Source organism: Stutzerimonas stutzeri (genome assembly GCF_024448715.1).
Lineage (GTDB): Bacteria > Pseudomonadota > Gammaproteobacteria > Pseudomonadales > Pseudomonadaceae > Stutzerimonas > Stutzerimonas stutzeri_AR.
In genome coordinates this window covers 1-13,666 of the sequence record NZ_JAMOHZ010000015.1, presented here as the reverse complement: position 1 = coordinate 13,666, position 13,666 = coordinate 1, and the positions used below count along the sequence as shown (strand labels likewise).

At 63.0% G+C, this 13,666-nt stretch carries 13 protein-coding genes; 10 read left to right on the top strand and 3 right to left on the bottom strand.

Annotation, left to right across the window (positions count from 1 at the left end; all coding sequences use genetic code 11):
• The first annotated feature begins 299 nt into the window (after window positions 1-299).
• Window positions 300-1,244, top strand: a complete 945-nt coding sequence (locus tag NAV33_RS21035) for a DMT family transporter (RefSeq protein WP_255983708.1) — start codon at window positions 300-302, stop codon at window positions 1,242-1,244.
• 317 nt (window positions 1,245-1,561) lie between these two features.
• Here NAV33_RS21035 and NAV33_RS21030 read toward each other — a convergent pair whose 3' ends face one another.
• From NAV33_RS21030 to NAV33_RS21020, 3 genes are read right to left on the bottom strand one after another with little or no spacing between them, the layout of a single operon-like run.
• Window positions 1,562-2,311 (bottom strand): aspartate/glutamate racemase family protein, encoded by a 750-nt coding sequence (locus NAV33_RS21030; protein ID WP_255983707.1) that lies wholly within the window; start codon window positions 2,309-2,311, stop codon window positions 1,562-1,564.
• Entirely contained in the window at window positions 2,308-3,729 is a 1,422-nt protein-coding gene (locus NAV33_RS21025; RefSeq protein ID WP_255983706.1) for an amidase, read from the bottom strand. The genes NAV33_RS21030 and NAV33_RS21025 overlap by 4 nt, the downstream gene beginning before the upstream one ends.
• A 4-nt stretch (window positions 3,730-3,733) precedes the next feature.
• Window positions 3,734-4,462 (bottom strand): GntR family transcriptional regulator, encoded by a 729-nt coding sequence (locus tag NAV33_RS21020; protein ID WP_255983705.1) that lies wholly within the window; start codon window positions 4,460-4,462, stop codon window positions 3,734-3,736.
• A 354-nt stretch (window positions 4,463-4,816) separates the two neighbouring features.
• Between NAV33_RS21020 and NAV33_RS21015 the strand changes: the two genes are divergently transcribed.
• The 9 genes from NAV33_RS21015 (at window position 4,817) to NAV33_RS20975 (ending at window position 13,540) form a co-directional block, all read left to right on the top strand.
• Entirely contained in the window at window positions 4,817-5,857 is a 1,041-nt protein-coding gene (locus NAV33_RS21015; protein WP_255983704.1) for an ABC transporter substrate-binding protein, read from the top strand.
• 64 nt (window positions 5,858-5,921) lie between these two features.
• On the top strand, window positions 5,922-6,692 hold the full coding sequence (locus NAV33_RS21010) for an ABC transporter permease (protein WP_255983703.1): 771 nt from the start codon (window positions 5,922-5,924) through the stop codon (window positions 6,690-6,692).
• Window positions 6,693-6,696: 4 nt separating this feature from the next.
• The gene (locus NAV33_RS21005; RefSeq protein WP_255983702.1) at window positions 6,697-7,467 is read left to right on the top strand and encodes an ABC transporter ATP-binding protein; all 771 of its coding nucleotides are present in this window, start codon (window positions 6,697-6,699) and stop codon (window positions 7,465-7,467) included.
• 1 nt (window position 7,468) lies between these two features.
• Complete coding sequence (locus NAV33_RS21000; protein ID WP_255983701.1) at window positions 7,469-8,467, top strand: NAD-dependent epimerase/dehydratase family protein; 999 nt, start codon at window positions 7,469-7,471, stop codon at window positions 8,465-8,467.
• Window positions 8,464-9,267, top strand: a complete 804-nt coding sequence (locus NAV33_RS20995) for an SDR family NAD(P)-dependent oxidoreductase (protein ID WP_255983700.1) — start codon at window positions 8,464-8,466, stop codon at window positions 9,265-9,267. The genes NAV33_RS21000 and NAV33_RS20995 overlap by 4 nt, the downstream gene beginning before the upstream one ends.
• Entirely contained in the window at window positions 9,267-10,628 is a 1,362-nt protein-coding gene (locus tag NAV33_RS20990; protein ID WP_255983699.1) for an amidohydrolase family protein, read from the top strand. The genes NAV33_RS20995 and NAV33_RS20990 overlap by 1 nt, the downstream gene beginning before the upstream one ends.
• On the top strand, window positions 10,625-11,350 hold the full coding sequence (locus NAV33_RS20985) for a maleate cis-trans isomerase family protein (RefSeq protein WP_255983698.1): 726 nt from the start codon (window positions 10,625-10,627) through the stop codon (window positions 11,348-11,350). Before NAV33_RS20990 ends, NAV33_RS20985 begins: the two co-directional genes overlap by 4 nt.
• Window position 11,351: 1 nt before the next feature.
• On the top strand, window positions 11,352-12,791 hold the full coding sequence (gene hydA / locus NAV33_RS20980; RefSeq protein WP_255983697.1) for a dihydropyrimidinase: 1,440 nt from the start codon (window positions 11,352-11,354) through the stop codon (window positions 12,789-12,791).
• Window positions 12,788-13,540, top strand: coding sequence for a 2-keto-4-pentenoate hydratase (locus tag NAV33_RS20975; RefSeq protein WP_255983696.1), 753 nt, complete (start codon window positions 12,788-12,790; stop codon window positions 13,538-13,540). The genes hydA and NAV33_RS20975 overlap by 4 nt, the downstream gene beginning before the upstream one ends.
• Window positions 13,541-13,666: the final 126 nt, after the last annotated feature.

The following is a 13,666-nucleotide window of genomic DNA, read 5'->3' as shown; positions in this document are numbered from 1 at the left end:
GGGCTACGCCTTCCTTAGACGCCCAGCCTCCTTTGGCTTTACACGGCTTGGGCCGATTGCAATAGTGACGCCTACTGGTCAAAGGGAACACGTTCTCCGATTAAGCTGTGGCTACTGATAGGATGATTTCAAAATCGCCTAGTAAGCGGCAGCACACCTCGGTCAGTCGGTCATCCTACCTCCGTTCGACCGTCGAGCCTGCGTTGATAGTCCTTTGAAGGAAGGAGCGAAGTGACTGTTGACTCGATGCGGAACATGGCGGAAACAGCACAAGAACAAGCTGATCAACGGAGCGCCTCATGCTGGCGGCACGGGAAGATGAAGCCTTGGAAAAGCAGGTGGAGCTGAAGCGCAGCCCGTTCGTGACGGCGGTAGCTTTTATGCTGGCTGCGGCGGTTCTGATTCCGCTACTGAACGCGGAAGTTAAGTACCTCGGCGTGTTCTACCCGGTCATTCAGTTGCTCTGGTGCCGCTACTTCGGCCATGTGGTGTTCATGCTGGTAGTGTTCGCGCCGCGCAAAGGGCCGGCGCTGTTTCGCTCTAAACGCCCATGGTTGCAAATTGTGCGGTCTTTGCTGTTCTGCTTAACCTCCTTCCTTATGTTTTGCGCGCTCCAGTACGTACCGGTGGCGACCGCCGCAGCGGTGAGTTTCACGGCGCCTATGGTGGTACTGGTACTGGCACCTTTCATGCTGGGCGAGAAGGTAAGCCTGCTGAAAACCGTCGCGGTAATCTGTGGGTTCGTTGGGGCGCTGGTGGTCATCCAGCCGGGTGGCGATGCCTTTCATCCCGCCGTGTTGCTGGTGCTCTTGAGTGCCTGTACCTCAGCGCTTACGCAAATTCTGTCGCGCAAGCTCGCCAGCCACGACACACCGGAAACGTCCAATACCTACATGGCCGCCGCGGGGTTCGTGTTGACGAGCCTGATGCTTCCATTCTTCTGGCAGTCACCGGACAACTTGGTACATCTTGGGTTGCTGATCAGCATGGGTGTTCTTGGCGGTTGCGGGCACTACTGCTTGGTCCGAGCCTTCGAAGTGGCCCCTGCACCGTTTGTCGCACCGTTCACGTATCTACAAATCGTCGGCGCGAGCTTGTTGGGCTATCTGATTTTTTCCGAGTTGCCAAATCTGTGGAGCTGCATCGGCACCATCATCATCGTGTTGAGCGGGTTGGTTGTCTTGCTAGGCGAGCAATACCTGGAGTCGCAGCGCACGAGGATGTCGGCACGATCGTCTGACTGAGGCGACCGAGCGCAACCGGATAGTACTGGTCACTCGAAGCGGTACCGTTCATTGATTTCGAGACGTGGCAATCAGCCGAACAAGTTGTCCGGGGCGTCGTAGCGGGGTTGATCAACAGGTTTGGTTGCCCAACTAAATACGAAAGGGGCGTAATCCATTTGGCGGTCGAGCTGATCGCGAAAACCCGGTCGTATGCGTGGATCGCCGACTGCTTCTGACCATGGATAGCGACGGTCAAAACTGGTACGTCGCTATTCGGGCCGATCGCTGCCGGTCGTGACCGGCAGTTCTGGAAGGGAAGCGAACCACAGCCCAGATCAGGCGTTCTGATAGCTCAATAACGTAACGATTGCCGCTTGCAGGCCAGCATTATCCTTAATCGGCTGGCGCGCGAAACTCCCTTGCCTAGCAATGCCAGGCTGCAACCGCACGAGTAATTCAGCTTGGCAGACCCCGCTCGATACCCCATCCACGACAGGAACCGGCAACTGGCCGATCAGACTACGTGCCAAACCCGCCAGGGGCGCGCCCGCTAGGATTAGCACGTCTGCACCGTCGTCCGAGACTGCCTGCCTGCAGAGCTCTAGCAAGCGGGCGGCATGGTCGACTTGGACAGTCCCAGGATCGCGCAGGGGATTATTTAGGTGGCGAATGCATGCTAGCCGAGACATAAGCCCGTACTGGTCGACGCATTCGCGGTACCAAGCGGTGATGCGGTGGGAGATGGCGATGATGCCGATGCGCTGACCGAGCTGGGCCGCCGTCATCAGGGCGGCCTCGGTCATGCCCACGACGGGTACGTCCAGCGCCTCCTTCAGCGCCTGCAGCCCGGGATCGCCAAAGGCTGCGACGAGCAAGGCATCATAGTCGCCAAGCCGCTCACCGGCGATGGTGGCGACGGCGTGCGCGCCTAGCAGGGCTTCAAAGCGCGTCTCGATGTAGGCCACACCGGCAGCAGCCGTAGCCATCCAGATCTCCGTGTTGGGGGCCGCTACACGCCGGGCTTCCGCCTCGATCAGATCAGTGACGCTCTGGGAAATGTTCGGATTGACGATCAATAGTTTCATGCCTGCTCCAACGTGTCGGGCATCTGGGAGAAGCCGAGGGGTGCCATCTCCAGGGCCAATGTGTCCTCGACGAACGCTCCCAGGCGGAGCACGTCGTCATCGTGAAAGCGTGGCCCTACGATCTGCAACCCCAGCGGCAACCCCTGTGCGCCGAGCCCACAGGGGACCGAAAGGGCCGGAACGCCAGCCTGATTGAATAGCGGGGTGAAGACCGCATGACCACGCGGGCCAGCCGGCCGGCCGCCAATGGTCGAAGGGCCGAGCACATCCAGCGACCAAGGCTCGACCGGGACGGTCGGGCACAGCAGCAGGTCCACCGTTTCGAACATGGTCGCCGTTTTGTGGACGATAGCGTCCCGCAGCGCGGCCAGCGTCACCACCTGCGTCGCGGGCACTGCGAAACCCGCTTCGATCTGCTCAGCAATGGCCGGATCGAAGCAGGTCGGGTCGGCGCGGTAAGCTTCACCGAAATGCGCGGCGAGTTCCGCATGCTGCGCTGCCAACAGGGGGGCGGCGAGCAACCCCTGCGGCCAGCTGGGTGTGAATGGCCGTACCTGCAGGCCGGCCGATTGCAATCGGCTCACCGTCTGCTCGAACAGCGCGGCAACATCCGCATCGACGGCATAGCCCAGCCCAAGGTCGAGGCTGTAGCCAATGCGCAAGGTCTCGAATGGGCGGCGCACCGCCGCCGGCATGGGCGTGGAGAAGCGGTCCGCCGGGTGCACGCCGGTGAGCACGCCGAGCATCAGGGCGACGTCGGTGACACGTCGCCCCAGCTGGGCGATCACGTTCAGTTCGCGCCCGATGACGGGAAAGCCCCAGGGATCTGCGATCCGGCCAGCGCTCGGTTTGAAGCCCACGACACCGCAGTGCGCCGCGGGCCGACGCGAGGAACCTCCGGCATCGGTGGCCAGGGCCAACATGCCCAATCCGGCGGCCACCGCTGCGGCAGCGCCACCGGACGAGCCACCAGGCGTGCGGGCCAGGTCCCAGGGATTGCAGGTCGCGCCATATACACGGTTGTCGGTCACCCCCTTGCAGGCGAATTCCGAACAGTTGCTCACGCCCACCAGCAGGGCGCCCGCCTGCCGCAGGCGGGCCACGGCCCAGCTGTCACGCGGCGCACAGTGGTTGCGGTAGAGCCAGGAGCCACAGGTGCTGATCTGCCCTTGCAGCCACAGATTGTCCTTGATGGTGACCGGAACGCCGGCAAGCGGCAGGTCTTCACCAGCGGCGCAGCGTGTGTCGATAAGCGCCGCCTGGCGACGTACGTCTACGGCATCCACTTGCACAACTGCATTAAGTGACGGATTCAACGCAGCGATCCGCGCCAGTTGACGCTCGGCAATCGCGACGGCGCGAGTCTCGCCGGAGCGGACCCGCGCCGCCAGTTTCAATGCGCTTACCGGCGTGCTCACCGGCTCAACCGAAGATCGCTTCGAGGTCCACTTCGGTGTCCTCGGGCAGCGAAAGATCCAGCGTGGCCTCGATGTGATCGAGGTGTCCGACCATCAGCGCAACGGCTTTCTCGATATTGCCTTCTTCCATCGCCGCGATGATGTCGGTGTGCTCATGGTTCGGGCAGGCCGGGACGTTGGGCGAGTCGTAGAGAAGGATGATCAGGCAAGTCAACGATGACAGTTCACGCATCAGCTTGATCAGCGGTGGGCTGGCGACCATTTCGGCGATCAGCAGGTGGAATTCTCCGGATAGTCTGATCACCGCGCGCTTGTCGCCGCGTTCCCTGGCGTCGCGCTCTTGGGCGACATGTGCGTGCAGCTTCTGGAAGTCCTCGGGGCTGCCCTTGTCCACCAGGCTGCGAATCAGCGCCGGCTCCATGATTCGGCGAGCCTGGAAGATGTGCCTGGCCTCTTCCACCGACGGGCTGGCAACAAAGGCGCCACGGTTCGGAATGGTGGTCACCACCCCTTCATAGGCCAGCCGGGACAGCACCTCGCGGATCCGGGTCCGGTTCACCTGGAACACGCCGGCGAGCTTCTCCTCGACCAGCTTGGTTCCGGGAATCAGGCGGTGCTCCATCACGGCAGCCAGGATTCGCTCGTATATGGCGTCCAGTGTGTCGTTCGTTCCCAGTATCTGCCCGGTGCTGCGCGCTTTGCGCGAGCGTGAAAGTTCTTTCTCGGTCAACACATCGATTCCTTGCACCTGCCCTTCGCCTGTTACGTCGGCGGAGTGGATTGTCACAAAAAAGAAAGCAATTGTGCAAACTTGCACCGCTGACGAACATTTCTCAGCAACTAGCACCCTCATCGTGCATGGAGGCGTTAGCACCTCACGTCACATGTAGCCGTCCAGCCAGCCTAGAATCGCAGCGGTCGAAATTATGTATCGGCTGAGCGCAGCGCCCGGAATACGGGCGCTGCGGCAAGGTCGCGAACGGCCCATGCCAGGCCTGATCCGGAAATTTCCACAATGGTGGCATAGCAGTTGCAAACGCTTTGCCACAACGAGACATCATTTTTGTGACAATTAAGGAGCCTCGACATGCGACCCATCCGCTCGTCCTACGCTGTATTCAAGCGCGCTGCCGGCACCCTGCTGGCGCCACTGATGCTTGCCGCCGCCCTGTCCCCTGCTCTGAGCCAAGCGCAGGAAGCCGAACCGATCAAGCTGGGCTACGCCAAGTGCGCCCACTGCACGCCGCTGTCGCTCACTCCGCAGAACGCCACAGGCGTGAAACTCGACGCTATCTCTTTCAACACCGGCAACGACGTGCTCACGGCCCTGCTTTCCAAAAGCATCGATGTAGCGCAGGTCACCTATCTGCACTATGCCACCGCCCTCGACAAGGGCTTCGACATAGTGGGTATTTCTGGCCAGATCAATGGTGGGTCCCAGGTTCTCGTGGGCAACGACCTGGCCGTCGAGCCGGGTGACTGGAAAGGCCTGAAGCGACTGATCGCGCAATACAAGGACGAAGGCAAGCCCTTCCGCGTCGCGGCTTCCCGCGGCAACGCGCAGGACATACACATGCGCGGCGCCTTCCTGACCCATGGCATCGATATCAACAAGGACGTTCGCTTCATCAACATTCCCAACCCGTCGGACCACGTTCAGGCGCTGCGCCGTGGCGAAGTCGAACTGATCACCTCGGTCGATCCGTTCGCCACCCAGATCCGCGAAGTGAAGGCCGCAAAGTTCTTTGATTTTCCCTACGACCAAGCGGCCGGCAAGCTGACCAATCTGATCGTCACCCGCTCGGATGTCATCGATGACAACCCGAAAGGCGTCGAGGAAACCGTGCGCGCCATCGTCAAGGTCAACGAGATGATGGCCAACGACAAGGCACTCTTCGTCGACACAATCCAGAAGGTCACGGGACTCGACAATGCCATCGCCACTGGCGCAGTCGACAACCTGTATCCGGACTACAAGATGTACCGCGAATCCGCGGTGGCCATCGCCCAGATGATGCGCGACCTGAAATACATCAACACCGACGTCACCGAGGCGGTCGAGAAGAACCTCGACTACAGCTTTCTGGAAAAAGTGACCGGTAAGTCCAAGACCGACCTCGGCTATTGATTCAGGATCGCTAATGTTTTCTTCGCTTTCGCAAGCCCTCTACCGGAGGATCGAACGCTTCATCGTGCCGATCCTGCTGCTCGCCGGGTGGGAGACATTCTCCCGCTCCGGCATCCTTCCACCTGCCCTGCTGCCGGCGCCATCTCAAGTGATACTGGCCTGGGCGGACTGGATCTTCACCACCGACGGCAACACCCAGAGTTATTCCGGCCGCTGGCTGTTCGATATTGCCGCCAGCTCCGGCCGGGTGTTTGCCGGCTTCCTGATCGCAACCGTCCTTGGCGTCGGTATCGGCATGGCCATCGGCTGGTCACGCCGGGTCGAAGCCCTGATTGAGCCGACCCTGCAGACGTTGCGTCCCATTCCGCCAGTGTCGTGGATTCCGCTGGCGATCATCTGGTTCGGCATCGCCGACAAGCCCGCCATCTTCCTGGTGTTCATGGGCTCGTTCTTCCCCGTGTTGCTCAGCACCATTCACGGCGTGAAGACGTGCGACCGCAACTTGCTGCGCGCCGGCGCCATGACCGGCGGATCGCCGTCGAAACTGCTGCATCACATCGTGTTCCCTGCCGCTTTGCCGAGCATTTTCTCGGGCCTGCGGATCGCGATCGGCTCGGCCTGGATGCTCACGGTGACGGCTGAAATGGTCGCGGTGAAAAGCGGGGTCGGCTACGTGCTGTGGGACTCGTATTACTTCCTGCGCTACGACATCGTCATCGCCTCGATGGTCAGCATCGGCCTGCTCGGTTTTCTCAGCGATTACGTCATTAAGTACATCGCCGGACGCGTTCTGCGCTGGCAGCGCGGCTCCACTCTGCAAGCGAAGGAAGGTTGACACCATGGCTTTGATAACCATCGACAACGTATCGCGCGTATTCGAGGACAGCCAGCGCAAGCAGGTCGTCACGGCATTGGAGAACGTCAGCCTCTCGGTAAAACGCAATGAGTTTCTCTGCCTGCTCGGCCCCAGTGGTTGCGGCAAGTCCACACTGCTCAACATGATCGCCGGCTTCGACAAACCGTCCTCCGGCACGGTTACGGTCGGTGGCCAGGCAATCACCGAGCCGGGCGCCGACCGCGGCGTGGTGTTCCAGCAGGCCAACCTGATGCCATGGCTGCCGGTCTGGGAAAACGTCGCCTTCCACCTGAAGATGCGCGGTGCCAGCAAGGCTGACCGCCGTGAAAAGGCCCAACGCTATATCGAAATGGTGGGCCTGAAAGGTTTCGAGAATCACTTTCCGAGCGAACTTTCCGGCGGCATGAACCAGCGCGTCGGGATCGCCCGTGCACTGTTAATGAACCCGGAAGTGATCCTGATGGACGAGCCGTTCGGCGCGCTGGACGAGCAGACCAAAATGGACATGCACGGCGAGTTGATCCGCATCTGGCGTGAAAGCCAGAGCACTATCGTGTTTGTCACCCACGGTATCGATGAGTCGCTGGCGCTGGGCACCCACGTTGCCGTGATGTCCGCCCGGCCCGGCCGCATCCGCGAGCTACTGCCAATCGAACTGGAACGTCCACGCGATCCGACCAGCACGGCATTCAACGACTACAAGCGCCATATTCTCGCGCTGCTGCGACCCGAAGCGGTCAAGGAAACGGCCTGAGATGACCACGCTCATCACTGGCAGCAGCGGCTTCGTCGGCCTGGCCCTCGCCGAGCACCTGCTCGCGACAGGCGAGACGGTGATCGGCTTCGACCGATCGGCGCCGACCGAAATCGCTACCCGCTCGTTCGCGGCGCTGCCCGGTCGCTTCGTGCCTTGCATCGGTGACGTAAGAAACGCAGATGCATTGCATGAGGTGATGAGCGAACACCGTCCGCAACGGCTCGTGACGTTGGCCGCGATCACCGCCAACGAGGCGCGCGAGCGGCATGCGGCGCAGACCATCTTCGAGGTCAATGTCGGCGGTGTGCTTGCCGCGATCAACGCGGCCGCCAATACCGGTGTAGAGCGCGTATTGCATGCCAGTTCCGGCTCCGTTTACGGGCGCAGCGGACGTCTGCCGGTGGCCCTGCACGAAGACGACACCCCGCTGCTGCCAGAAGGGCTCTACGGCATGTCCAAGCGCGCCGCGGAAGAAGCCGCCATGCGCCTCGCGAGCGTGCGCGGTCTGCCGCTCGTGGTGGGTCGCCTGGGCACCTGCTTCGGTCCTTGGGAAGCGGACAGCGGGGTGCGGGACACGCTGAGCGCACCACTTCAGGTTCTGTTGCGCGCCCGCCATGGCGAAACGGCAATCCTGCCCCGCGCGGGTCGGCGCGACTGGCTGTACGTACGCGATGTGGCGGATGCCATGGCCACGCTGCTGGACCAACCAAGCTGGGCCTATCCGCTCTACAACCTGGCGGCCGGATTCGAATGGAGCCTGGCCGACTGGTGCGCGTGCATCGCGCCTCGCTATCCGGACTTCAGCTGGCGCCTGGCCGAATCGGACGAACCGCCCAACATCGACTATTTCGCCGACTACGACCGCGCCTCAATGGACATCCAGCGGCTTCTTGACGACACAACCTTCCGACCGCGCTTCGGGCTGACCGAGGCGTATGCGGATTACCACCACTGGCTCGAGGAACACGGCACCGGTCGGTGCCACAGCACACCATGACTGAACATATTCCGTTTCCCTCTGCACGCTTAGACATGAGCGGCAAAGTCTGCATCGTCACCGGCGCCGCCTCCGGAATTGGCCGGGCGATTGCGCGCCAGTTGGCTGCCAATGGCGCCGACGTGGTGATTGCCGACGTGACGACCGAGGTTATCGAAGGTGGCGAGCCGACCGCCGACCTCATCGCCCGCGACGGTAACGGCGCGACCTTCATCCGCACCGATGTCGCGTGCAGCGAGCAGGTAGACGCCCTCGTTGCAGATACAGTTGCACGTTTCGGCCGCCTGGATGTGCTGGTCAACAACGCCTGCATTCGCCATGCGCGGCCACTGCTGGAACTCGACGAGGCCGATTGGCAGCGCTTGCTGGACGTCAACCTGACTGGCGTCTACCGCTGCTGCCGCGCCGCGGTACGCCAGATGCTCAGCCAGTCCCCCATCAACGAGGTGCGCGGCCGGCTCATCAATCTTTCATCCCAGCACGGTCTGATCGCCGCGCCCGGTGACCTCGGCTACGGCGCCACCAAGGCCGCAGTCGACTACATGACCCGACAGATCGCCACCGACTACGCCGCTGACCTCATCGTCTGCAACGCCGTGGCGCCGGGCAAGATTCAGACCGGCGCGGGCGGTCGTGCCGTCGATGCCAGCGTGCTCGACCGCGCATCGCGCCGCACGCCCTGGCCACGCCTCGGGTGCCCGGAAGACGTTGCCCGGGCCGTGCTGTTTCTTGCCAGCGATCACTCGACCTTTATGACCGGTGCCACCTTGATGGTGGACGGCGGATGGATGGCTGCCTGATGACTGAAGACATTCTGGACCTGCTGATCACTGACGCGACCGTGTTGCTGGAAGACGGCGTCGCCCGCCATTTAAATCTCGGCATACGGGGCAAGCACATCGCATTCATCGGTGACGGGCGCCCTGCGGCCATCCGCACACTGGCGCTGCCTGGCCGAGTCGTCGTCCCCGGCTTCGTCAATACCCATTATCACGCCGGATTGAACTTCGTCCGCGGCGTAGCGCCGGACTGCGGCTTCGCCCCGTCCTACACACCGGGCCTCCCGCAGGCGTCATGGCTGAGCGAGGAAGAAGCGCTCGCCCTGTCCCGCCTCGGTGCCCTGGAAGCATTGCGCGCCGGCTGTACCACGCTGGTCGACAGTTTCGTCCACGCCGAAGCCACCGTGGCCGGCATGGCGGAAACCGGTGTGCGCCTGTTCGCCAGCCAGCGCCTGGCGGATGTCGATTTCGCTTCGGTGCTGGAAGGCGACCGTCGCTTCGATCGCGCCCGAGGCGAGCGGCAATTGGAGCGCGCCGCCGCGTTCGTCGAGCGCTGGGCCGGGCAGGCCGATGGCCGCATCCAGGCGCACCTGACCGCCCACGCACCGGACACCTGCTCGGTAGCGTTCCTGCGCGAGATCGCCGCCCTCGCCGAACAGCACGGTCTGCCCATCAGCACCCACCTTGCGCAGAGCCAGGACGAAGTGGACTGGGTCCGTGCGCGACACGGTTGCTCCCCCGTAGAGTTGCTGGACGGACTGGGCCTGCTTAACGGTCGCCTGCTGGCCGGCCACTGCATTCATGTTGAAGATGCCGATATCGCGCGGCTCGGGCGCAGCGGCGCGCACGTCGTGCATATCCCGGTGGGCAATGCCATGTCCGGGCGGATCGCCCCAACCCGCCGCCTGATCGATGCCGGGGCGCAGATCTGCCTTGCCACCGACACCATGCATGGCGACATGATCGAGGTGATGCGCTGGACCCTGGCCGTCGGCCGTCTGCAAGCCGGCTTCGTCGCGGGCGACTGGCAGCCCCGCAACGTGTTCGCCATGGGCACCGGCAACGGCGCCCGCGCACTGGGCTGGGCGGATCGACTTGGCCAGATTGCGGTGGGCATGCTGGCTGACCTCGCCATACTCGATTTCCGCCAGCTGCACCTCACGCCTTGCATCGATCCGCTGGGCAGCCTGATCCACAACGCCACGGCGGCCGACGTGGAAAGCGTTCTGGTCAACGGCGAGCTGGTCATTGACCAGGGGCGCGCCACTCGTGTCGACGAGACTGCAATACGCGCCGAGGCCGACCGCGTCTGTCAGGCCTTGTGGCAGCGCTGCCCGAAACCGCTCCGCCCCTATCCGTCCGCTGGTGGAAATCCTCGATGAGCCAACGTATCCGCCTGGGCATCCTCACGCCCTCTTCAAACACCTCGCTCGAGCCGCTGACCCAGTCGCTGGTTTCGGGCCTGCCGGAAGTCAGCGTGCATTTCGCACGGTTTTCTGTCACCCAGATCGCCCTCAGCCCCGACGCGCTCGGGCAGTTCCAGCAGACACGCATTCTCGACGCCGCGAAGCTGCTCGCCGATGCCCATGTCGATGCGATCGGCTGGAGCGGTACCTCCGCCGGTTGGCTGGGGTTCGATCAGGATGAAGCGCTCTGCGCGGCCATCACCGAGGCCACCGGCGTACCCGCCAGCACATCCGTCCTCGCGTTGAACAAAGCGCTCGAGGCTTTCGGCATCAGGCGGCTGGGGCTCGTTTCCCCGTACCTTGCCGACGTGCAGGACAAGATCGTCGCCAACTACGCCAGTCTCGGCATCGATGCCCGCGCCGAAAGTCATCTGGGGATTCAGGAAAACTTCGCCTTCGCCCTCGTCGATGAAGCCACGCTGGACCGCCAGATCGCGGACGTGGTCGCGGCCGGCGCGCAAGCGATCACCACCTTTTGCACCAATCTTTATGCCGCTCACCGGGTCGCCCACTGGGAAGCCGAACACGGCGTCCCGGTGTTCGACACCGTGACCACCGTGGTCTGGGACATGCTGCGCCGCACTGGCGTGGACACCCGTCGCATCACTGGCTGGGGCCGGCTACTTCAGGAGGCCTGACATGCAACCGTTCGATACCGTCATCCGTAACGCCCGCGTGGTCACTGCCGCGGACACCTTCACCAGCGACATCGGCATCCGTGACGGGCGCATCGCCGCGCTGGGCTTCGACCTGCCGGCCGGTGCCCGCGAAATCGATGCGAAAGGACGCCACGTCACGCCCGGTGGCATCGACAGCCATGTGCATCTCGACCAGCCCACCGGCGACGGCTCGATCATGGCCGATGACTTCCTCAGTGGCACCGTTTCGGCAGCCTGCGGCGGAACCACCACGGTGATCCCGTTCGCTTGTCAGGAAAAGGGCAAGAGCCTGCGCGCCGCCGTGGAGGACTATCACCGCCGTGCAAGGGAGAAGCCGGTGATCGATTATGCCTTCCACCTGATCGTCACCGACCCTACACCCGAGGTCCTTCGCGACGAACTGCCGGCCCTGATCGCCGAGGGCTACACCTCGTTCAAGATCTACATGACTTACGACGCGCTGAAGCTCAGCGACCGCGAGATCCTCGACACCCTGTCGGTCGCTCGCCGCGAGGGCGCGATGGTGATGTTGCACGCCGAGAACGCCGACTGCATCGCTTGGCTCACCGAGCGTCTGCTTGCCGCCGGGCACACGGCGCCGCGCTACCACGCCACGTCGCGGCCGATGCTGGTGGAGCGCGAAGCGACCCATCGCGCCATTGCCCTGGCGGAACTGGTGGACGTACCGATCCTGATCGTCCACGTCTCCGGCCGCGAGGCCGTCGAACAGATTCGCTGGGCGCAAAGCAACGGCCTCAAGGTGTACGCCGAGACCTGTCCACAGTATCTGTTCCTCACCGCCGACTCACTGGGTTGCGACGACAGCTTCGAGGGTGCCAAGTGCATCTGCAGCCCGCCGCCACGGGACAAGGCCAACCAGCAGGTCATCTGGGACGGGCTGGAGAACGGCTCGTTCGAGGTGTTCTCGTCGGACCACGCGCCCTTCCGCTACGACGGCCCGGACGGCAAGAAAGCGCACGGCGAGCAGGTGTCCTTCGACCAGGTCGCCAACGGCATTCCCGGCGTCGAGACGCGCATGGCCCTGCTCTGGTCCGAGGGCGTACGCACCGGGCGGATCACGCCCCAGAGCTTCGTCGCCCTCACATCGACAAACGCCGCCAAGCTCTACGGTCTTTATCCGCGCAAGGGCAGCATTGCCATCGGTTCGGACGCGGACCTGGTGATATGGAACGAAGGCCAGACCTTCCACCTAGACAACGACCGCTTGCACCACAATGTGGACTACACCCCTTACGCCGGCATGCATCTGAGCGCCTGGCCAGCGATGACGCTGTCCCGTGGTGACGTCGTATGGGACGGCGAACAGCCACGCGGCGACGCAGGCCGTGGTCAATTCCTGCCCTGCGCCCGACCCGACCCGGCCAAGCCGCGCCGCCGCCAAACCGAGATCCCGATGTGAGCGAGGCCCACATCGACGCCGTTGCCAGGCGCTTGATAACCGGCTGGCGCACAGGCCGGCGCCAGCCCCTCAGCGGGCTGGCTTTGCCCGACACCGCCGCGGCCTACGCTGTACAACGCCGAGTCAGTGACGTCCTGGGTTGGTTCGACGGCGCGCGTCCGGCCGCCTGGAAACTTGGGGGCGCCCCTGGCGGCATGATCAGCGCGGCGGCGGTCCAGGCCATTGCCATCCACCGATCAGGCTGGCACGTACCGCCCGGTTACGCCACTGCGCTCGGTATCGAGGGTGAGCTCGTTGTCCGTCTCGGGCAAGACCTTACCGATACCCCTGATCTGACCGAAATCCGCTTCGCGATTGATGCGTGGTTACCAGCGATTGAACTCTGCGACACACGCCTGGAAGGCGGAATAGATGCCGATCCGTTGCTTCGACTTGCCGACCAACAGCTCAACCGTGCCCTCATTCTTGGCGATGCCGTACAGCTATTGGATCTGCCAAATTGGTCACACCAAACCGCGAAACTCTGGGTTGATAGCCACGAAGTGGTTAACGCTAAGGGCTCGCATCCTTTTCTCGATCCACTGTCGTCTATACCGTGGCTAGCGCGACACGCTGCAGCGCAAGGCACGCCTTTGCGCGCCGGCGACCTTATTGCTACAGGCAGTTGGACTGGTATTTATTGGGCTAATCCGGGGCAGACGATCACTTTCAGTCTGATTGGAGTTGGCGAGGTCAGGCTGAACGTCTGATCCGTCCGGTGTTGCCGCTATGGTTTCTGGTCTTTTTTCGGGCTTGGAATGACTAGATCGTCAAGGCAGTGTTGGACCGCGACATAGATGACTCGCTTGTCTGCCGAACGCAGAGCGGCAGCAACT

Coding starts and splice junctions, on each gene's coding strand:
- NAV33_RS21035 (WP_255983708.1), top strand. CDS start 300: ATGCTGGCGGCACGGGAAGATGAAGCCTTGGAAAAGCAGGTGGAGCTG.
- NAV33_RS21030 (WP_255983707.1), bottom strand. CDS start 2,311: ATGAAACTATTGATCGTCAATCCGAACATTTCCCAGAGCGTCACTGAT.
- NAV33_RS21015 (WP_255983704.1), top strand. CDS start 4,817: ATGCGACCCATCCGCTCGTCCTACGCTGTATTCAAGCGCGCTGCCGGC.
- NAV33_RS21005 (WP_255983702.1), top strand. CDS start 6,697: ATGGCTTTGATAACCATCGACAACGTATCGCGCGTATTCGAGGACAGC.
- NAV33_RS21000 (WP_255983701.1), top strand. CDS start 7,469: ATGACCACGCTCATCACTGGCAGCAGCGGCTTCGTCGGCCTGGCCCTC.
- NAV33_RS20995 (WP_255983700.1), top strand. CDS start 8,464: ATGACTGAACATATTCCGTTTCCCTCTGCACGCTTAGACATGAGCGGC.
- NAV33_RS20990 (WP_255983699.1), top strand. CDS start 9,267: ATGACTGAAGACATTCTGGACCTGCTGATCACTGACGCGACCGTGTTG.
- NAV33_RS20985 (WP_255983698.1), top strand. CDS start 10,625: ATGAGCCAACGTATCCGCCTGGGCATCCTCACGCCCTCTTCAAACACC.
- hydA (WP_255983697.1), top strand. CDS start 11,352: ATGCAACCGTTCGATACCGTCATCCGTAACGCCCGCGTGGTCACTGCC.